The 18863-nt window shown below is 63.6% G+C and carries 18 protein-coding genes; 12 read left to right on the plus strand and 6 right to left on the minus strand.

Annotated features, from left to right (window positions below):
• The first annotated feature begins 72 nt into the window (after positions 1-72).
• The 5 genes from FHX10_RS11585 (at position 73) to FHX10_RS11605 (ending at position 4142) form a co-directional block, all read left to right on the plus strand.
• Entirely contained in the window at positions 73-852 is a 780-nt protein-coding gene (locus FHX10_RS11585; protein WP_028756209.1) for an ABC transporter ATP-binding protein, read from the plus strand.
• Positions 853-899: 47 nt separating this feature from the next.
• Entirely contained in the window at positions 900-1673 is a 774-nt protein-coding gene (locus FHX10_RS11590; protein WP_028756210.1) for a transporter substrate-binding domain-containing protein, read from the plus strand.
• Between the two features lie 12 nt (positions 1674-1685).
• A complete protein-coding gene (locus tag FHX10_RS11595; RefSeq protein WP_028756211.1) occupies positions 1686-2411 on the plus strand; it encodes an ABC transporter permease in 726 nt (241 codons plus the stop codon).
• 12 nt (positions 2412-2423) lie between these two features.
• Complete coding sequence (locus FHX10_RS11600; protein ID WP_028756212.1) at positions 2424-3113, plus strand: ABC transporter permease; 690 nt, start codon at positions 2424-2426, stop codon at positions 3111-3113.
• A gap of 120 nt (positions 3114-3233) precedes the next feature.
• Positions 3234-4142 carry a homocysteine S-methyltransferase family protein gene (locus tag FHX10_RS11605; protein ID WP_028757040.1) on the plus strand — a complete coding sequence of 303 codons (909 nt, stop codon included), beginning with the start codon at positions 3234-3236 and terminating at the stop codon, positions 4140-4142.
• A 30-nt stretch (positions 4143-4172) separates the two neighbouring features.
• On the opposite strand, the gene FHX10_RS11610 is transcribed toward FHX10_RS11605, so the two are convergent.
• Entirely contained in the window at positions 4173-4607 is a 435-nt protein-coding gene (locus FHX10_RS11610) for a MarR family winged helix-turn-helix transcriptional regulator (RefSeq protein WP_028757039.1), read from the minus strand.
• A 198-nt stretch (positions 4608-4805) separates the two neighbouring features.
• Between FHX10_RS11610 and FHX10_RS11615 the strand changes: the two genes are divergently transcribed.
• Entirely contained in the window at positions 4806-6620 is a 1815-nt protein-coding gene (locus tag FHX10_RS11615; RefSeq protein ID WP_028757038.1) for a chloride channel protein, read from the plus strand.
• 86 nt (positions 6621-6706) lie between these two features.
• On the opposite strand, the gene FHX10_RS11620 is transcribed toward FHX10_RS11615, so the two are convergent.
• From FHX10_RS11620 to FHX10_RS11640, 5 genes are all read right to left on the minus strand, one after another.
• A complete protein-coding gene (locus tag FHX10_RS11620) occupies positions 6707-7477 on the minus strand; it encodes an ABC transporter ATP-binding protein (RefSeq protein ID WP_028757037.1) in 771 nt (256 codons plus the stop codon).
• A 9-nt stretch (positions 7478-7486) separates the two neighbouring features.
• On the minus strand, positions 7487-8470 hold the full coding sequence (locus FHX10_RS11625; protein ID WP_028757036.1) for an ABC transporter substrate-binding protein: 984 nt from the start codon (positions 8468-8470) through the stop codon (positions 7487-7489).
• Between the two features lie 40 nt (positions 8471-8510).
• A complete protein-coding gene (locus FHX10_RS11630) occupies positions 8511-9362 on the minus strand; it encodes an ABC transporter permease (protein WP_028757035.1) in 852 nt (283 codons plus the stop codon).
• A gap of 9 nt (positions 9363-9371) precedes the next feature.
• A complete protein-coding gene (locus tag FHX10_RS11635) occupies positions 9372-10724 on the minus strand; it encodes an LLM class flavin-dependent oxidoreductase (RefSeq protein ID WP_028757034.1) in 1353 nt (450 codons plus the stop codon).
• 334 nt (positions 10725-11058) lie between these two features.
• Positions 11059-11844, minus strand: a complete 786-nt coding sequence (locus tag FHX10_RS11640; protein WP_028755797.1) for an IclR family transcriptional regulator — start codon at positions 11842-11844, stop codon at positions 11059-11061.
• A gap of 219 nt (positions 11845-12063) precedes the next feature.
• Here FHX10_RS11640 and FHX10_RS11645 point away from each other — a divergent pair, with 219 nt between their 5' ends.
• The 6 genes from FHX10_RS11645 to FHX10_RS11670 are packed head-to-tail and all read left to right on the plus strand — an operon-like array spanning position 12064 to position 18846.
• Entirely contained in the window at positions 12064-13134 is a 1071-nt protein-coding gene (locus FHX10_RS11645) for an ABC transporter substrate-binding protein (RefSeq protein WP_097630367.1), read from the plus strand.
• Between the two features lie 47 nt (positions 13135-13181).
• A complete protein-coding gene (locus FHX10_RS11650; protein WP_097630203.1) occupies positions 13182-14696 on the plus strand; it encodes a sugar ABC transporter ATP-binding protein in 1515 nt (504 codons plus the stop codon).
• Positions 14693-15655 (plus strand): ABC transporter permease, encoded by a 963-nt coding sequence (locus FHX10_RS11655; protein ID WP_097630204.1) that lies wholly within the window; start codon positions 14693-14695, stop codon positions 15653-15655. Before FHX10_RS11650 ends, FHX10_RS11655 begins: the two co-directional genes overlap by 4 nt.
• Positions 15652-16593, plus strand: coding sequence for an ABC transporter permease (locus FHX10_RS11660; RefSeq protein ID WP_184389317.1), 942 nt, complete (start codon positions 15652-15654; stop codon positions 16591-16593). The genes FHX10_RS11655 and FHX10_RS11660 overlap by 4 nt, the downstream gene beginning before the upstream one ends.
• Complete coding sequence (locus FHX10_RS11665) at positions 16590-17543, plus strand: amidohydrolase family protein (protein WP_097630205.1); 954 nt, start codon at positions 16590-16592, stop codon at positions 17541-17543. The genes FHX10_RS11660 and FHX10_RS11665 overlap by 4 nt, the downstream gene beginning before the upstream one ends.
• Positions 17536-18846 (plus strand): alanine racemase, encoded by a 1311-nt coding sequence (locus tag FHX10_RS11670; RefSeq protein WP_097630206.1) that lies wholly within the window; start codon positions 17536-17538, stop codon positions 18844-18846. Before FHX10_RS11665 ends, FHX10_RS11670 begins: the two co-directional genes overlap by 8 nt.
• Positions 18847-18863 lie beyond the last annotated feature (17 nt).

Raw genomic sequence — 18863 nt, forward strand, 5'->3', positions numbered from 1 at the left:
ACAAAAATTGCGCGAAAAAACCGCGTTATTTTATCATTATCCTTCGCAAATCCAGTCCAGCCGGAACCATGCATGTCGGATCAACCCTTTCCTGCTCTTCGCGTCGAAGATCTTCATAAAAGCTTCGGCTCGCAAGAGGTTCTCAAGGGTATTTCGGCGCAAGCCCACAAGTCTGATGTGATTTCGATCATCGGCTCGTCGGGCTCCGGCAAGAGCACCTTTCTCCGATGCATTAATTTCCTGGAAACGCCGGATCGTGGCCGCATCGCCGTGAACGGCGAGGAGATCGCGCTGAAGATGGGGCGGGACGGCCGGCTGCAGCCGCGCAGCTGGCGGCAGATCGAACGGCTCCGGACCGGGCTCGGAATGGTCTTCCAGAGCTTCAATCTCTGGGCTCATCGGACGGTGCTGGAAAACGTCATCGAGGCGCCGGTGCACGTGATGGGCATTTCCCGGCGCGAGGCCGTCGAAAAAGCCGAGGCCCTGCTCCACAAGGTCGGGCTCTTCGACAAGCGTCACGCCTATCCGGCTTTCCTCTCGGGCGGCCAGCAGCAGCGCGCGGCGATTGCCAGAGCCCTCTGCGTCGATCCCGATGTCATGCTGTTCGACGAACCGACATCGGCGCTTGATCCGGAGCTGGTCGGCGAGGTCCTGAAAGTCATCCGCGATCTCGCGGAAGAAGGCCGGACCATGCTGATCGTCACGCATGAAATGCGCTTTGCCCGCGATGTCTCGAGCCGTGTTCTCTTCCTGCATCAAGGACGGATCGAGGAGGAAGGTCCGCCGGAGCAGATATTCGGGGCGCCGGTCAGCGCCCGCTGCCGGGAATTCACCGGTCTCAGCGCCCACTGATGCCGACCGCTCTCTCATCGACAACACAAACCAGGAGAATCCTGCGAATGAAACTGCTCCCCACGCTTTTCGCCGGCGCGGCACTCGTGCTTTCCGCCGTCACCGCACAGGCCGAAGTCCGCTTCGGCGTCATGAACGAATCCTATCCGCCCTTCTTCGCCAAGGACGCGTCGGGCCAATGGCAGGGATGGGAAATCGACCTGATGAATGCCGTCTGCGAAGAGATGAAGGAGAAATGCTCGATCGTCGACATTTCCTGGGACGGTCTCATTCCGGCGCTCCAGAGCAAGAAGTTCGACGTGATCTGGTCGTCGATGTCGAACACCGCGGAACGCTCGAAGGTGATCGACTTCACCGACAAATATTACAACACGCCAAGCACCCTGATCGGTCCCAAGGACCAGAAGCCGGGCGCCACCGCCGAGGACGTGAAGGGCAAGACCATCGGCATCCAGGTGTCGACGATCCAGTCGGAATATTACAAGAAGTATTTCGCCGGCGCTGCCGAGGAAAAGACCTACCAGACGCTCGACGAGGCTTTTCAGGACCTCGCCTCCGGCCGTATCGACTATGTCTTCGGCGATTCACTGGCGCTTGACGCTTTCCTGAAAAGCGATGGCGGCAAGGATTGCTGCGCAAAGGCGGGCGACGTCGCCGACGACAAGGAGATCCTCGGCGCCGGCGTTTCGGGCGGCCTGCGCAAGGAAGACACGGAGCTGAAGGCCAAGCTGAACGCGGCCATCGCTGCAGTCCGTGCCAACGGCCAGTATGACGCCATCACCAAGAAATACTTCGATTTCGACATCTACGGCGCGAAGTAAGCAATCCCGATAATGGCGACCGCGCAACAAGGTATTCTGGACCTGCTGTCTCCCTATCCTCCGGGATGGGGCGGCGTTCTCTTGGCAGGTGCGGTCTCCACGGTCGCCATCTCGGCTTGCGCTTTCGCGATCGGCCTCCTGCTCGGCACGGGCGGCGCGCTGGGGAAGCTTTCGGGCAATCGCCTGCTCCGCCTGCTGCTCGATCTCTATACCACGCTGATCCGCGCCGTTCCCGAACTGATCCTGATCGTCGGGCTCTATTATGCCGGCACCGACGGCCTCAACCGGCTGCTCGCCGTGTTCGACCTGCCGCCGGTCAATGTGAATGGTTTCGTCGCGGCCGTTGCGGTGCTGGGCTTCGTGCAGGGCGCCTACATGACGGAGGTGCTGCGCGGCGCGATCCTCGCCATTCCCGTCGGCCAGATCGAAGCTGCCAAGGCCTTCGGCATGGGGCCGGTGCTGCGGTTTCGCCGCGTCCTGCTGCCGGCGCTCTTGCCGAACGCCCTGCCGGGTCTTGCCAATCTGTGGATGTCGGTCACCAAGGACAGCGCGCTGGTCGCCGTCGTCGGCTATCAGGAATTGGCGCTCGCCACCCGTCTTGCCGGGGCAAGCACAAAACACTACTTCGTCTTTTTCCTTGCTTCGGCCCTTCTCTACCTCGCTATCACGCTCGTTTCCAACCTCGTCTTCAAACTGATCGAGGGGCGGGTACGGCGGGGGCAGCCGCGCCTTGCCTGAAGAAAGCGCCCCATGAGTTTCACCTGGATCTCTTCCTATTGGCCGCTGCTTCTGACGGGCGCCTGGCAGACCATTTGCCTGCTGGTGATCTCTGTGGTGTTCGGCTTTGCCCTCGCCATCGGCCTCGCCTTCGCGCAAGTCAGCGGCGGCAGGCTGACGCGGCTACTGGCGCGGGGCTACTGCACCTTCTTCCGCGGCACGCCGCTGCTGATACAGCTGTGGCTTCTCTACTATGGGGTGGGATCGCTGCTGCCGATGATCCCCGGTATCCGCCAGAGCCTGTTCTGGCCGATCCTGCGCGAGGGCTTCTTCTTCGCCGCCGTCAGTTTCACCCTGAACTATGCGGCCTATGAGGCGGAGGTATTGCGCGGCGCGCTGCTCGCCGTTCCCAAGGGTGAGCTCGAAGCCGGCCGGGCCTTCGGCCTGTCGCCCTGGATGCTGACCCGCCGCATCTGGCTGCCGCGCGCCATTCGCATCGCCCTGCCGACCATTGCCGGAGAGATCGTCATGCAGCTCAAGGCGACGCCGCTCGCCTTTACGGTGACAGTGATGGATCTCTATGCCGTGGCGAACAAGGTCCGGCAGGACACGCTGCTCGTCTATGAACCGCTGCTGGTCGTCACCCTCTTTTATCTCGCCTTGACCGCAGTGGTCGCCCGCGTCTTCCGAGGTCTCGAAGCGCAGGTGCCGGTTCGCCGCTAGGCGGACGGAAAGGGACTGGCCCATGAACTACCTCGCGCACGAACCACGTGCATCTCGCCCACTTTGTTATGAAAAGCCCGCCGCCGGCCACGGCGCGACGGCCTGAATGGAGACCTCTTCATGAGCACGACGCGAATTCTTGATGGCGGCATGAGCCGCGAGCTGCTGCGGCTGGGCGCCGAACTGAAACAGCCGGAATGGTCGGCATTGGCGCTGATCAACGCGCCTGATATCGTTCGCAAGGTCCACCAGGAATTCATTGCCGCCGGCTCCGAGGTCGTGACGACGAACAGCTATGCGCTGGTGCCCTTTCACATCGGCGAGGATCGGTTTTGGAAGGAAGGGCCGGCGTTGATCCGTCTCGCCGGTCGGTTAGCGCGCGAGGCGGCAGATGCCGTCTCGCATCGCAAGGTGCTGGTCGCCGGCTCGCTGCCGCCGATCTTCGGCTCATACGAGCCACAGAACTTTCAGCCGTCGCGGGTGCAGGACTATCTCGAGGTGCTCGTCGAAAACCTCGGCCCCTTCGTCGATATATGGCTCGGCGAGACGCTGAGCCTGATCGCCGAGGCGGAGGCCGTCCGCAAGGCGGTGGCGGCATCAGGCAAGCCGTTCTGGATTTCCTTCACATTGGCGGATGACGAGGCAGCCATCGGAGGCGGCGAACCGAAGCTTCGCTCCGGCGAAACCGTCGCTGACGCGGCGTCCTGGGCGGTGTCATCGGGCGCTGAAGCCTTCCTGTTCAATTGCAGCAAACCCGAGGTCATGCAGGCGGCCGTGGAGACGGCGGCGCGCATCTTCCGGACAATGGACGCTTCCATCGAGATCGGCGTCTATGCCAACGCCTTCGAAGGGGAAACAGGCGAAGCGGCTGCCAATGAAGGGCTGCATGAAACGCGCAACGATCTGAATGACGATGCCTATTCGCGTTACGCCTGCTCCTGGGCCGAAGCCGGCGCGACGATCATCGGCGGCTGCTGCGGGATCGGCGCCGCCCATATCCATCGGCTCAAGAAGACGCTTTTGGGTTGACGCGGCACGTGGGCTGCGCCGCGGCAACTGTTATTCAGCTTTCGGCGCCGTTTTCTGCAGCTCGAGGAGGAGCTTGATCAGCTTCGGCGCCATCTCCCTTATTTCTGAAAGATGGACGGCGCTCAGCCGCGTCAGCAGCGCGTCCGCCTTGTCGGTCAGCAGAATCGTCTGGCGGCGCCTGTCGGCCGGATCGGCATGACGTTCGACCAATCCGGCATCCGACAGCCGCCCGACAAGTTCGGTCGCCGTATGCGGCGCGATGATCAGCCGCTCGGCCAGCATGCCGATGGTTACGGCACCGCCGCGTTGTCCCTTGATCGCCAGCAGCGCCTGATGCTGTTGCGTCGGCAGCCCTTCCGACTGGGCGGCGGAGGCGCTGAAGTCCATGAACTGGCGAAGCGCGAACCGGAGGTCGGCGAGAGCCTGGTAATCTTCCTGTCTGAGCGGCGGCGCGGTCTTCTTCAAAGCCATTCTCCTTTGCCGCAGCGGCTGCCCAGGTTGGAAGCCATTCGGCCATCTCGAATAGAGGGGCAGTCGCCAGCCGGTCAAGGGAGGCATCTTATGAGACATGATCGTCTTCATGTTTTCGTCCCTTGATTTATATCGTATCACGATATATTGACGCCCCTCAAGCGTATCCGTTTCCGTGTAGCAGAGGCTTCCATGGCGCAGCATCAACCAAGCAACCGGCCGCACGATTTCACCGGCGGTCTTTCCCGGCGCGAGGCCGGAGATTTCACCACCGACCGGCGGGTCCTCCTGCTGGTTGGCATGTCCATCATTGTCGGCACGGCAGGCGCGTTTGCCGCCTGGTGTCTCGTCAGCCTCATCGCGCTGGTGACGAATGCCATCTGGTTCGGGCAGATCGGCATCCGGCCCGCCTCTCTGGCTGCCGTGCCGCGCTCGCTATGGGTGGTGCTCGTTCCGCCGCTCGGCGGGCTGGTCATCGGGCTCATGGCCCGCTTCGGGTCGGAGAAGATACGCGGCCACGGCATTCCGGAGGCGATCGAGGCCATCCTGATCGGCGGCAGCCGGATGTCGCCGAAGGTCGCGATCCTCAAGCCGCTGTCATCAGCGATCTCCATCGGAACCGGCGGTCCGTTCGGCGCCGAGGGGCCGATCATCATGACCGGCGGTGCGATCGGCTCGCTGTTCGCCCAATTCTTCCACATGAGTGCGGCAGAGCGGAAGACGCTGCTCGTCGCGGGTGCCGCCGCAGGCATGACGGCGATCTTCGGCTCGCCGATCGCCGCGGTCATGCTGGCGGTCGAACTCTTATTGTTCGAATGGAAGCCGCGCAGCTTCATTCCGGTCGCCGTCGCCGCTTGCGTATCGATCTGCTGGCGTCCGCTGCTGTTCGGTACCGGTCCGCTGTTCCCGACCCACTTTCAGCTAGACTTGCCCTGGTGGGGGATTTTCGCCTGTGCGGCGATGGGCATCATCTCAGGCCTGCAATCGGGATTGCTGACGACACTGCTCTACCGGATCGAGGATCTGTTCGAGGCCTTGCCGATCCACTGGATGTGGTGGCCGATGCTCGGCGGTCTCGTCATCGGCCTCGGCGGCCTGATCGAACCGCGAGCAATGGGCGTCGGCTACGACATCATCGACGGCTTGCTCAACAACCGGCTGCTCGCGCCGGCTGTGATGTCGATCCTGCTGGTGAAGACGGTCATCTGGCTGTTTGCCCTGTCGTCGGGCACCTCGGGCGGCGTGCTTGCACCGCTTCTGATTTTCGGCGGCGCTCTCGGATGGCTGGTCGGGCTTGTTATGCCGGGCAACGATCCCGGCTTCTGGGCGCTGCTCGGCATGGCGGCGATGATGGGCGGAACCATGCGCGCGCCGCTGACGGGAACCTTCTTCGCGATGGAGATCACCGGCGACATCAGCACGCTCGTTCCGCTGCTCGCCGCAACGGTTACGGCCTATGCCGTCACGGTTTTGCTGCTGCGCCGCTCGATCCTCACCGAGAAGATCGCACGCCGCGGCCAGCATATCACCCGCGAATATGGCGTCGATCCGTTCGAGCTATCGCGGGCAAGGGAGATCATGATCACCAATGTCGATACGCTTCCGGTCACCATGACGGTGGGAGAGGCGTGCGACTTCTTTGCCTCGCTGGAGAAAACGCACCGGATCTATCCGGTGGTCGATGCAGGAGACAAATTGGCAGGCATCGTATCGAGGGCTGACGCCCTGCTCTGGCAGGGGAATTTGGACCTCGCCGGACAGACGCTTGCGGAAAATGTGACAGACGCGTCCGTTCCTGTCGGGCATCCGGATGATACGGTTGCATTCATCGCCGACCTGATGCTGTCGACCGGCGACGGACGCATTCCGATCGTCGATCCGACCTCAGGGAAATTGTGCGGCCTGATCGCCCGCAAGGATCTCCTGCGGCTGCGCAGTTCCTACCGGTCGGCGGAACTGGATCGGCGGCCGTATCTCACCGCCGGCTCAAAGAGCAGGGCGCAATAGCGGTCCGCTGATGTTCTCTGCCTCGCTCCTGCTACTGCGGCCACATGGAACAGGTTCCATGTGGCGCGCGCTGACGACTGAAGATGTCAGTGCAGTCCGAACAGGTTCAGCAGCTCTTCGCGGTGTCGGACGAATTCCGGGGCGCTGCGGTCGCGAGGACGGGGCAGATCGATTTCGATCAGGCGCGGCTCGCTGCCTTTTTCCCGTGGCAGGATCAGGATCCGGTCGGCGAGATAAATCGCTTCCTCGAGATCGTGGGTCACGAGAATGGTGGTGACATCCTCATCGCGCCAGATCCGTGCTAGCTCCTGCTGCATGCCGATCTTGGTCATTGCGTCGAGCGCGCCGAGCGGTTCGTCGAGCAGCAGGATCTCCGGCTGGACGGCAAGCGCCCGGGCGATCCCGACGCGTTGGGCCATGCCGCCGGAGAGCTGCCGGGGATAGGCCGCCTCGAATTGCTGCAGGCCGACGAGCTTGACATAATGGCGCGCCCGCGCCCTCGCCTGCTCACGTGACAGACCTCTTGTTTCCAGCCCGAAGGAGACATTGTCGAGCACATCAAGCCAGGGAAGCAGCCGCGGTTCCTGGAAGATGACGGCGCGCTCCGCGCCGACGCCGCGCACCGCCTTGCCGTCGACGAGAACCTCTCCCGTGTCGGAATCCTCAAGACCTGCCAGAACCCTGAGCAGGGTCGTCTTGCCCGAGCCGCTGGCGCCGACGATGGCGAGGCTTTCGCCGGAGCGGATGTGGAGGTTGATATCCTTGAGAACCTGTAGCTGTGTCCCGTTCAACTTGTAGGATTTGGAGAGGTGACGGATCGTTACCTCTCCGCGGCTCGTGTCCTCAGCGATGCTCATCACGGTTCCTCAGTTGCTTGCCGGCTTGGCGTCGGCGGTAAAGAGGATGTCCTTGGCCGCCAGCTGGCCTTGCTTCAGCTTGCCTTCGCGAACCAGGACGTCGATCCAGAACTGGATGTCGCGCTCGACCGGCAGGCCGCCGGCGCGCACGCCGTAGCCGCGGAAATACTGTGCGATATCCGCGTTCTCGCCACGCTCGCTGAGCGCCTTGGCCAGGATCTTCTTGGTTTCCTCAGGATGCTCGCGGGCATAGTCGAGGGCGCGGGCCGACTGCTCGACGAAAATCTTCGAAGCCTCCGGATGCTGCTGAATGAAATCGCGGCGCAGTACCACAAAGCCGCCGGCAATGTCTCCAAGCACGTCGGTATCGTCGAAAATCGCCCGCAGACCGCCGTTCTTCAGCGCTGCACCCTCGAAGGTCGTCTGCCAATAGCCGAAGGCGGCGATATCGACCTGCTTGGAACGCAGCACCTGCTCGAGCTGCGGCCCGGGGACGACGACCTGATTGGCGACGTCGGTCGGCAGGTCGACGGAATGCAAGGCCTCGCGGATGGTATAGTCGAGATGCGCGCCGAGCGTATTGACCGCAATGCTCTTGCCGGCAATGTCCTTGATGCCTTTGATCGGGCTGTCTTCCAGCACGTAGAAGGTCGACTGCACCTCGTCGTTGATGCCGTTCGAAGGATAGGCGGCGACGAAATCATTGCCGCCGATGATCGAGTTCAGGACGGCGGAGGTTGCAGCGCTGCCGATCTCGACGTCACCGGATGCCAGAGCGATGAGGGAGGCCGGGCCGCCCTGGGCATAGCCGACATTTTCCAGCGTGATGCCCGTGCCTTCGAAATAGCCGAGTTCGGCGGCGAGTTCATGGGCGGCAAGGCCGCCCTGGCTGGCGAGGTAGCGCAGCTTCACCGTGTCGGTGGCTGCGGCCGGTGTGGCAAGGCCGAGAGCGATCACGGCCGGCAGAAGGAGGTTGCGGGGATGGAATGTCATGTGGTGGTCCTTTTCGGAAGAGGAAAATCGGTGGAAGCAGTCAACGGCCCGGCTGAGACCAGCGGCAGAGGCGGCGCTGCAGGAGAACGAGCAAGGCATTGGCGGCAAGCCCGAGGAAGGCGAGCAGAAGGATCGCCGCAAACATCAGCGGAATCTGGAAATTGTACTGGGCGTTCATGACCTGGAAACCGATGCCCTTGTTGGCGCCGATCATCTCGGCGGCAATCAGCAGCAGAAGCGCAGTCGTCGCCGAAAGGCGCAGGCCGACGAAGATTGCAGGCACCGAGGCCGGCAGGATGACGCGGCGGAAGATGGTCAGCGGCCCGGCGCCGTAGGTCCGCGCCATCTCGATCAGCTTCTTGTCCACTTCCTTGACGCCGCCGATCGTGGCGAGCAGGACCGGAAACAGCGTCGCCCAGAAGATCACGAAGATCTTCGATGTTTCGCCGAGGCCGAGCAGCAGGATGAAGACCGGGTAGAGCGCCAGCGCCGAGGTCTGGCGGAAGAGCTGCAGGATCGGATCGAGCGCCTGTTCGACCAAGCGAAACTGGCCCATGAACAGGCCGAGCGGAATGCCGATTGCGACGGCAAAGGCAAAAGCGGTTCCCGATCGCTGCAGACTGATGGCGATGTCATCGAGCAGCGCGCCGTTGGCCAGATTGGCCCAAAGGGCCGACAGGATCACGTTCAAGGGCGGGAAGACGGCGGGATTGACCCAGCCCCTGGTGCTCGACACCTGCCAGAACAGGAGGAAGCCGATGAGAAGGCCGTAGCGCGGCAAAAGCGATGCGAGCACTCCGCGCAGGCGGGAGGCGAGAATGGAAATATGGCTTTCGCTGTTTTTCAGGCGGCCAAAGCTTCTCGGGAGAGTCTGGTTGATTTCATAGGTCATGGCCGCTCCTCACTCTGCCGCCTGGAGAGCTGCATGTCCTGCAGTCCACCGATTGGTCGGGAAAGGCAGGCCGAGGTTCTCCCGCAGCGTCTTGCCCTCATAGGCGGTGCGGAACAGGCCGCGGCGCTGCAGTTCCGGGATGACCAGATCGACGAAATCGTCGAGCGCCGTCGGCAGCCAGGGCGGCAGAATGTTGAAGCCGTCGGCGGCTTCGTTCTCGAACCAGTTCTGCAGCGTATCGGCGATCTGCTCGGGCGTTCCGACGATGGTGTAGTGACCGCGGGCGGATGCGATCCACTGATAGAGCTGGCGAATGGTGAAGTTGTTTTCATCGGCGATCTGGCGGATGAGCGCCTGGCGGCTCTTCATGCCTTCGGTCGGCGGCGCCGGCGGCAGAGGCCCGTCGAGGTCATAACCGTGCAGATCGAGCGTGCCGCCGGTCAGGCCATTGAGGAGGCCGATCCCGTCCTCTTCGACGATGAGCGAGGTCAGGCGGTCGTATTTCTCGCGTGCCTCCGCCTCGGTCCTGCCGACGAAAGCGGATACGCCGGGCATGACCAGGATGTGATCCGGGTTTCGGCCGAGACCGCGGGCGCGGGCCTTGATGTCCCGGTAGAACTCCTGGGCGGTTTCGATATGCTGGTGGGCGGTGAAGATGACCTCGGCCGTTGCCGCGGCGAGTCCGCGTCCGTCTTCGGATTGGCCGGCCTGGACGATGACGGGATGCCCCTGCGGCGACCGCGAGACGTTGAGCGGACCGCGCACGCTGAAATGTTCGCCGCGGTGGTCGGTGTCGTGCAGCTTCGACGGGTCGAAGAATACGCCGGTATCCTTGTCCCGGATGAAGGCGTCGTCTTCGAAGCTTTCCCAGAGTTTGCGGACGACGTCGACATGCTCGGCGGCACGGCGATATCGGTCGGCATGCGGAAGCTGGGTGTCGCGGTTGAAGTTCTGCGCCGTCAGGTCGCCCGTCGTGGTGACGACGTTCCAGCCGGCGCGGCCATCCGAGATCAGATCCAGCGAGGCGAATTTGCGGGCGGTCGTGTAAGGCTCCTCGTAGGTGGTCGAGGACGTGGCGATAAAGCCGAGATGGGTGGTGAAAGGCGCAAGGGCGGAAAACAGGGTCACCGGTTCGAAGCCGGCGACGCGGGCATTGCCGCCTTCACGCGCCCCGCCGAAACCGACGGCCAGTCCGTCGGCGAGGAAATAGGCATCGAAGAGCCCGCGCTCGGCCGTCAAAGCGAGGCGTTTGTGGAACTCGAAACTGGTCGCGCCGTCGGCCGGCTGGTCGGGATGCCGCCATGAGGCAACATGCTGTCCGCCACCGGGAAGAAATGCCCCAAGCCTGATTTTCCGTGTCATGTCGCGTCCTCTCCGGTTGCCGTCAACAGTCTGGCCTTCCCCAAGGCCAAGTATAAATGCGCTGTTGGACCACTAAGATACGTTCTCCATAAATTTTATAGAGAAACTTAATTTCATAGTTTCGGAGGAAGCGTGAATAGATTTCCGGGATCGGCTTGAAACTCGAAATTGAACGATCGAGGCCGCCGCCCCTCGAATTATAGGGGCAGGCCGACAGGCGGCATTCTACAGGCGTGACAAAGAGCCGCCTGGGGCGGTGATAAGGAGATCATCCGGCGTTCCCTCGCACGAATGTCCGTGCCGCCGGATATCAATATCCTGATTTGCTCAGGCTTCAGCCTCGTTTGGGCCGGGTCGGAGCATGATCCAGTCCGGCGGCGGCCTTCTTCAGGCAGTCGAGGTAGCGGTCGCGGTTGGCGATGCCGTCGTCGCGCGGGGTGACGAGGCAGAGCGTTGCGGCGGCATGGCCTTCTTCGCCGCGCACCGGCACGGCAAAACAATGGGTGAAGCTGTCGACGATGCTGTTGAAGGTGAAGAGACCTTCACGCTCGGCTTGGCGCACTTCGGCGATGAAGGTTTGCGGCTCCAGCCATTCGCCGTTCGGCAGGCGGAAATCCTGCGGCGGAATGAAGTTCAGAATGTCCTGATCGGACAGATGCGCGACGAGCAAGCGGCCTGACGCCGTCCACGGGATCGGCACCGATTGGCCGACATCCGTCGAAATGCGGAAGGGGCGTGCGCCTTCGCGCATGCGCACGACCGTATATCTGTTTCCATCCAGCATGCAGAACTGCGCCGTTTCCCGCGTCTCGTCGGCAAGCTGTTCCAGTGCGGCCTCGCATTCGCGGGTGAAATCGAAATGGTTCTCATAGGCTGCGCCGAGGAAATAGAGCTTGCGGCCGAGATAGACACGCCCCTCGCCGCCGGTGAATTCCAGAATGCCGTTGCTCAGCAGCAGGTTGACGAGTTCGTAAACCGATGAACGCGGCGCGCCGATCTGCGCGGCGATTTCGTTCGGCTTCAAGGCCTGCCGCTTCTGGCGCAGGAAATCGAGGATCTCGAAGGCGCGGTCGAGCCCTCGGGCGCGTTTGCCGGCTGCTTCGTCCTGAACTGCATCCATCGCTGTCGATCCCTTTTTTACCCGGCCAAGCTTTTCAAGCCCTCTGCCGCATCTGTCAATCGATCCCGTCATTCCTTGCGAATGAAATTTTTGCACCCCTCTTGCGAGGCAGAAAAATCGGCATAAGATCGCCTCGTCCGGTATATAGATCACATGTACATTATATTGGACATAGATGGCAAGCCGTCAACGCTGCCGCACACAAAAAAGGGGATCGACATGAAGAATCTTGAAAACGGCATTTCCGCTTCTCTGCGCCGCCGCCTTCTCGCGGGTGCTGCCGCTGCGGCCGCCCTCGTCGTCTTTTCGGCCGGCACGGCCTCGGCCGCCGCCAATTGCATCAAGGGTGACCGGAAGGCGCCCTATACGATCGGCTGGGCGAACATCTATTCGGTGCCGACCTGGATGAAGCAGACCGAAGGCACCATCACGGCTGAAGTGGAGGAGCTGAAGAAGGCGGGCCTCGTCAAGGACCTGATGATCACGGACGCGCAGGGCAACGCCCAGACGCAGATCCAGCATATCCAGTCGATGATCGACGCCAATGTCGACGCCATCGTCGTGATCGCCGGTTCCTCCAATGCGCTCGACCGCGTCATATCGGATGCCTGCGACAAGGGCATCGCCGTCGTGAATTTCGACAGCCTTGTCAACACCGACAAAGTGACCGCCAAGATCAACACCGATTCCAACGAATGGGGCGCAACCGCTGCCAAGTGGATGGTCAGCCAGCTCGGCGGCAAGGGCAAGATCATCATCATGAACGGCCCGGCCGGCATTTCGGTGAGCGACGACCGCCGCAAGGGCGCCCAGCCGGTCCTCGATGCCAATCCGGGTCTCCAGGTGATCACTGAGACCAACACGGAATATAACGTCGCCCCGGCACAGGAAGCGATGACCAGCCTGCTCTTTGCCAATCCCGAAATCGACGGCGTGCTGTCGCTCGGTGGCGCGCTGTCGGCCGGCTCGGTCCTCGCCTTCGAGCGTCAGGGCCGCGAGCAGGTGCCGACGACCGGCGAAAACGCCCGGCAGTTCCTGGAACTCTGGAAGGAGAAGGGCCTGAAGGGATGGGCGACCATGCAGCCCAACTGGCTCGGCGCGCTTTCCGTCTATACCGCCGTGCAGGCGCTGCAAGGCAAGGACGTTCCGGCCTTCGTCAAGGTGCCGCTGCCCGTCATCGACGACAGCACGATCGGCAGCTACCTCGCCCGGGCCGACAAGTTCCCGGCTGACGGCTATATCTACTCCGATTACGATCAGGCGCTCTTCGACAAGCTGCTCGCCAAGTAATCCACCCAAATAATCCGACCATGTAACTCGGATTGAGGAAAGCCGTCATGACGGAAGAACGACCCCTGCTGGAAGCTCGGCAGGTGTTCAGGGGATTTTTCGGCAATCCCGTTTTGAAGGGCGTCGATATCGCTCTTCTGCCGGGCAGGGTTCACGCCCTGCTCGGCGAAAATGGCGCCGGCAAGTCCACATTGATCAACCTCCTGTCCGGTGCTCTGCAGCCGGACAGCGGCTCCATCCTCGTCGACGGCAAGCCCGTCGGGCGTTTCAGCCCGGCGGCGGCGCGCGCGGCAGGAATTGCCGTCGTTCAGCAGGAGCTGAGCCTGACGGCCAGTCTGTCGATTGCCGAAAACATCGGGCTCGGCGCGTTTCCACGTCGGTTTGGTCTGATCGACTACAAAGCGCTTCATCGCGGCGTGTCGGATGTCTGCGACATGGTCGGGCTCACCGAACCGCTCGACATGCCGGTCGCCGATCTCGCGCTCGGCCGCCGTCAGATGGTGGAGATCGCCAAGGCGCTGTTCCGAAAGCCGCGCGTGCTGATCCTGGACGAGCCGACCTCGTCGCTCTCCGCCCACGAAGCCGGCATCCTTGCCCGCCTGATCGAGACGCTCAAGGACCGCGGCACGGCACTTCTTTATATTTCCCACCGCCTCAACGAGGTGCAGGCGCTCTGCTCGCATGTCACGGTGCTGAAGGACGGTCTGGTCACCGCCGACCAGTCGCTTTCCGGCATCGACGGCGAGGGTCTGGTGCGTCTGATGGTCGGCCGTGAGACCGGCGACCTGTTCCCGCCGCGCTCAGCCACAGCGCCCGGCGCCATGCGCATCAACGTCGAAGGCTTCTCCGCCGGCATGGTGCGGGACATCGGCTTCTCCGCCCGCGCCGGCGAGATCGTCGGCATCGGCGGGCTCGTGGGACAAGGACAGGAAGACTTGCTGCTCGGCCTTTACGGCGCGATTCCAGCCTCGGCCGGTCGGGCCGAGGTATCGGGTAAACCCGCCCTGCCCGCCGATGTCGGCGAGGCGAATGCGGCGGGCATCGTCTATGTCCCGGCCGACCGCAAACATGAGGGGCTGGTGCTGCCCCACTCCATCGCAGCCAATCTCATCCTGCCCTCGCTCGGACGGCTCGCCCGCAACGGCTTACGCGACCGGCCGGCGGAAAACGGCCTGGTCGCCGATCTCGCGCGCCGGCTGACGATCAAGGGCGACACGGCCCGCCCGGTGCAGGCGCTTTCCGGCGGCAACCAGCAGAAGGTGGCGCTCGCCAAATGGCTGCCGCTCGATCCTTCCGTTCTGCTGCTCAACGATCCAACGCGCGGCGTCGACATCGAGACCAAGCGGGAAATCTACCTCATGCTCCGTGCTTTCGCCGCCGAAGGGCGGCTCGTCATCCTGGCCAGTTCCGATACGCCGGAACTCGTGCATCTCTGCGACCGTGTCGTGGTTCTGCGCGAGGGGCGCGTCGCGGCAGTGCTGTCGCAGGATGCGATCAGCGAAGGGGCGATGGTCGGCGCAGCCATGGGCATTAGCGCTACGGCACAGGGAGAGGCGGCATGAGCACAATTTCGTCCTCCCGGCTCTACGGCTCGATCCAGCTCCGCCGCAACCGCGGCCTTGCCGGTCTCTATCTGGTCGTCGCCGCCTTTCTCATCCTCTATGCGCTGCTCTTTCCCGGCATCCTTTCCATCGGCGGTTTCTCCAAGTTCACGCAGAACTGGTTCCCGCTGGCGCTCGTCACCATGGCACAGGCGCTGCTGATGCTGAACGGCGGCATCACGCTGGCGATCGGCCCGCTCGTCAGCCTTGGAGCGGTGATCGCCGCGACGACGATGGAAGGGGCGCTCGGCGTTCCGGGCGGCATCCTTGCGGTCTCGCTTGCCGGTCTTTCGATCGGTGCCGCCATCGGCGCCATCGTGACGTATCTGCGGCTGCCTGCAATCATCGTCACGCTTGCCGGCTCCTTCATCATCGGCGGGGTGGCACTCATCCTGCTGCCGCGGCCGGGCGGGTTCATTCCCGACTGGCTGTCGACGATGCTGGCAGGCCACACGCCTGTCGCCTTCCTGCTGCTCGTCGTCATCCTCATGCTCTGGAAGGTCATTCTCGCAACGCCGCTCGGCCTCGGCATCTACGCGGCCGGCGACAATCCGGTCGGCGCATTCCGCTCCGGCGTCCCGGTCGAACGGGTGAAGGTCGCAGCCTTCGCGCTGTCCGGTCTGCTTGCAACGCTGACCGGTTTGTTCGTCGCCGCGCAGACCGGTTCGGGTGATCCGGTGATTGGCACGCCCTTCACGCTGAATTCGATCGCCGCCGCCGTGCTCGGCGGCGTCGGTTTCCTCGGCGGCAAGGGCACGATGCGCGGCGCGATCTGCGGCAGCCTGCTGCTCTCGGTCATGATCAACGTCATGTTCTTCCTGGGTTTCCCGCCGGTCGCGCAATATGTTGCGCAAGGGCTGATCATCGTTGGGGCGGTCGCTGTTCCGGAACTTCTTGGGGTATGGAGGGCAAGGCGATGAACATGATCCGATCCGCGTTCCGCAATCCGCCGCTCCTGACCCTGCTTCTGGTCGCACTCGTCTGGATCGTCGCAAGCCTCTCGCTGCGTGGTTTCGGCGCCTATGGCCACCTGCGCTACCTGCTCGAACTCGCCGCGGTGATCGGCATTGCCGCCGCCGGGCAGACGCTCGTCATCCTGATGGGCGGCATCGATCTCTCCGTCGGAGCGGTCATCACCGTCACGGCGATCCTGCTGCCGCTGATTTCGCCGGCCTGGGACCCGACCGGCCTTGCCGGCATCGTGGCGGCCCTTGCCATCGCCACCGGCATCGGCCTGATGAACGGCGCCGGTGCTGCCTATCTTCGCGTGCCGCCGATCATCATGACGCTTGCCATGGCGACCTTCCTGCAGGGCCTGCTCGTCATCGTCGCCGGCGGCAGCGCCGTCACTGTCAGCAATCCGGCGGTCATCCTGCTCGGGCAGGCGCGGCCGCTCGGCATCCCCTCGGGCATCATCCTGTGGCTCGTCGTTTCGATCGTCGTCCTGCTGCTCGTCCACCGCATGCCGATCGGCGCCCGTTTCCTGGCGCTCGGGGCGAACCCGCTGGCGGCCCGGCTTTCCGGCGTCTGCGCCACCCGCAACACGCTGGTCGCCCATACCCTGTCGGGCTTTTTCGCCGGTCTTGCCGGCATTCTCGTCCTCGGCATGAACCGGCAGGGCTATGTCGGCATCGGCGACCCCTATCTCTTGACCTCGATCGCCGCCGTCGTGCTCGGCGGCACCTCCATCCTCGGCGGCCGCGGCACCTATGCCGGGACCGTTCCGGGGGCGATCCTGCTTGTGACGACGACGGCGCTGATCACGGTCGTCAATGCCTCGCCCGGCTGGCGGTCGATCATGTTCGGCACGTTGATCCTCGCCCTTCTGCTGGTTTCCGGCCGGGAGGCGCGCCGATGACGGAACTCTATGACGGGCCGGTGATCGACCCGCACCATCACCTCTGGGACCTTAGGCTGGAACGCCATCCCTGGCTTCAGAAGGCGCGGGCATCAGGCGAAGAGATGGTTTTCGGAAGCCTGGCGCCGATCCTGCGCGACTACGGCATCGACGATTATCGCGCCGATGCTGCCCGCCAGAATGTGGTTGCCACGGTGCATGTCGAGGCCGGCTGGTCCGTTGCGTATCCGCTGGAAGAGAGCCGCTGGCTGGATGGCCTCGACCGCAGCTCCGGCGTGGCGCACCGTTATATCGCGCGCGTTCCCCTCGACGGGCCGGACGCCATGCGCCTGCTCGAGGCGGAAGCGGCAAATCCCAACGTCGTCGGCATCCGCGATATTTTGAGCTGGCATCCCGATGTGGCGAAGAGTTTTGCGTCGCGCGCCAACCGCATGAGCGATCCCGCCTGGCGGGCGGGCCTGGCGCACGCCACGCGGCTCGGGCTGGTCTTCGACCTGATGCTCTATCCTTGGCAGATGAGCGAGGCGCTCGATCTGGTGCGCGCCTTTCCGCAAACGCTTTTCGTGCTCAACCACGGCGGTAGCCCCACCGACCGGACGGCTGATGGCATGACGCTCTGGCGCGGTGGCCTGCGGGCGCTCGGCAGCGAGCCGAACGTGCACCTGAAGATCTCCGACCTCGTCGCCTACGACAACCAATGGACGCTCGAAAGCCTGCGGCCGGTGATCGAGCATTGTCTCGATTGTTTCGGCCCGGCGCGCGCCATGTTCGCAAGCGACTTTCCGGTCGCCGGTCTGCACGCCTCTTTCGACGAGGTCTATCAGGTTTTCCGCACGGTCGCCGCGCAGCTCTCTTACGACGAGCAGCGCGCTTTGTTCTTTGCCACCGCCAATGACACCTATCGCCTCGGCATCGCCGATCCGGCCGAGATCAGGGACTGCCATGTCTGACCTTCATACCACGACCGAAAACCTACTGATCGACGAGCGGGTGCGCGGCTTTCCGCCAGGCAATCCGCCGCTGCCGCTGGATGCCATCGGCAGGCAGGGATGGAAGCCCTATGACGGCAGGATGGCCCTGCCGCTGATCTCGCTCGACCGGCAGGCTTTCTCCGACAATGCCGAACTGATGATGATCTATGTGAAGAGCCATGGCGCCGAAATCGCCCCGCACGCCAAGACGCCGATGTCGACAGCCCTGTCGGACGCGCTCTTGGCGGCAGGCGCCTGGGGCACGACGGTCGCCGATATCCGTCAGGCGGCCGTGTTGCTCAAGGCGGGACAGCGCCGGCTGATCCTCGCCAACGAGATCGGCGGAGCTGCCGCCGCCCGCCGGCTCGCGGCCCTGCTCGGCCAATATCCCGATGCGGAACTGCATATTTTCGTGGATTCGACGGCGCTCGTCGAGGCTCTTTGCGCTGCATGGCAGGAGCGTGCCGATCTGCCGCCGCTTGGTCTGCTGGTGGAATTCGGCGCCGGCCGCGCCGGTGCCCGCAGCGCCGCCGCCGCCGAGGCAATTCTCGAGGCGATCCTTGCCGTGGAGACTCCGACCTTCCGGCTGACCGGCATCGCCGCCTATGAGGGCGCGGCGGCCACCGCCGATGCGGAAGAGACGATGCGTCGCATCGACTCGCTGATGGCGGTGACATCCGATTTTCTGCCGAAGCTGCGCGCCCGCATCGGCGACGAGCGGCCGCTCCTCGTCACATCAGGCGGCTCGGTCTTTTTCGACCTTGTGGTTGCCAGGCTTTCAGCCACCGTTGCGGCCGATCCCGCCTGCCGGCTGGTGCTGCGCAGCGGCGCGATCTTCTTCCACGATCACGGCATCTACGAGCGCGGCCTTGCCGGCCTCGATGCACGCGGCGGCTTGCGCATCGGCGGCGAGATGATTTCGGCGGCTGCGGGTTTCCGTCCGGCGCTGCGGGTCTGGGCCGAGGTGCTGTCGCGGCCGGAGCCGCAGCTGGCGATCTGCGGCATGGGTATGCGCGACGTGGCGATGGACCAGGGCTTTCCGAAACCGCTGGCGCTCTATCGCAATGGTGCGCATCTTGCCGATCTCGAAGGCGCCGAAGTGTTTCGCCTCAACGATCAGCACGCCTTCATCGCCCTTGCCGACGGCAGCGACGTTTCGGTGGGCGACGTCATCGAGTATGGCATCTCGCATCCCTGCACCTGCCTTGACCGCCATGCCATCCTTTACGGCCTCGACCCGGACCATTCGGTCACGGCGGCCTATCTGACCAGCTTCGGCTGAACTCTCCCTCCAAAAGC

The sequence above is a fragment of the Rhizobium sp. BK591 genome, assembly GCF_014195045.1.
Classification (GTDB): Bacteria; Pseudomonadota; Alphaproteobacteria; order Rhizobiales; family Rhizobiaceae; genus Rhizobium; species Rhizobium anhuiense.

Bases quoted from the DNA above. Each gene is read 5' to 3' on its own strand.
- FHX10_RS11585 (WP_028756209.1), top strand. From the start codon at position 73: ATGTCGGATCAACCCTTTCCTGCTCTTCGCGTCGAAGATCTTCATAAA.
- FHX10_RS11590 (WP_028756210.1), top strand. From the start codon at position 900: ATGAAACTGCTCCCCACGCTTTTCGCCGGCGCGGCACTCGTGCTTTCC.
- FHX10_RS11595 (WP_028756211.1), top strand. From the start codon at position 1,686: ATGGCGACCGCGCAACAAGGTATTCTGGACCTGCTGTCTCCCTATCCT.
- FHX10_RS11600 (WP_028756212.1), top strand. From the start codon at position 2,424: ATGAGTTTCACCTGGATCTCTTCCTATTGGCCGCTGCTTCTGACGGGC.
- FHX10_RS11605 (WP_028757040.1), top strand. From the start codon at position 3,234: ATGAGCACGACGCGAATTCTTGATGGCGGCATGAGCCGCGAGCTGCTG.
- FHX10_RS11615 (WP_028757038.1), top strand. From the start codon at position 4,806: ATGGCGCAGCATCAACCAAGCAACCGGCCGCACGATTTCACCGGCGGT.
- FHX10_RS11620 (WP_028757037.1), bottom strand. From the start codon at position 7,477: ATGAGCATCGCTGAGGACACGAGCCGCGGAGAGGTAACGATCCGTCAC.
- FHX10_RS11625 (WP_028757036.1), bottom strand. From the start codon at position 8,470: ATGACATTCCATCCCCGCAACCTCCTTCTGCCGGCCGTGATCGCTCTC.
- FHX10_RS11630 (WP_028757035.1), bottom strand. From the start codon at position 9,362: ATGACCTATGAAATCAACCAGACTCTCCCGAGAAGCTTTGGCCGCCTG.
- FHX10_RS11635 (WP_028757034.1), bottom strand. From the start codon at position 10,724: ATGACACGGAAAATCAGGCTTGGGGCATTTCTTCCCGGTGGCGGACAG.
- FHX10_RS11640 (WP_028755797.1), bottom strand. From the start codon at position 11,844: ATGGATGCAGTTCAGGACGAAGCAGCCGGCAAACGCGCCCGAGGGCTC.
- FHX10_RS11645 (WP_097630367.1), top strand. From the start codon at position 12,064: ATGAAGAATCTTGAAAACGGCATTTCCGCTTCTCTGCGCCGCCGCCTT.
- FHX10_RS11650 (WP_097630203.1), top strand. From the start codon at position 13,182: ATGACGGAAGAACGACCCCTGCTGGAAGCTCGGCAGGTGTTCAGGGGA.
- FHX10_RS11655 (WP_097630204.1), top strand. From the start codon at position 14,693: ATGAGCACAATTTCGTCCTCCCGGCTCTACGGCTCGATCCAGCTCCGC.
- FHX10_RS11660 (WP_184389317.1), top strand. From the start codon at position 15,652: ATGAACATGATCCGATCCGCGTTCCGCAATCCGCCGCTCCTGACCCTG.
- FHX10_RS11665 (WP_097630205.1), top strand. From the start codon at position 16,590: ATGACGGAACTCTATGACGGGCCGGTGATCGACCCGCACCATCACCTC.
- FHX10_RS11670 (WP_097630206.1), top strand. From the start codon at position 17,536: ATGTCTGACCTTCATACCACGACCGAAAACCTACTGATCGACGAGCGG.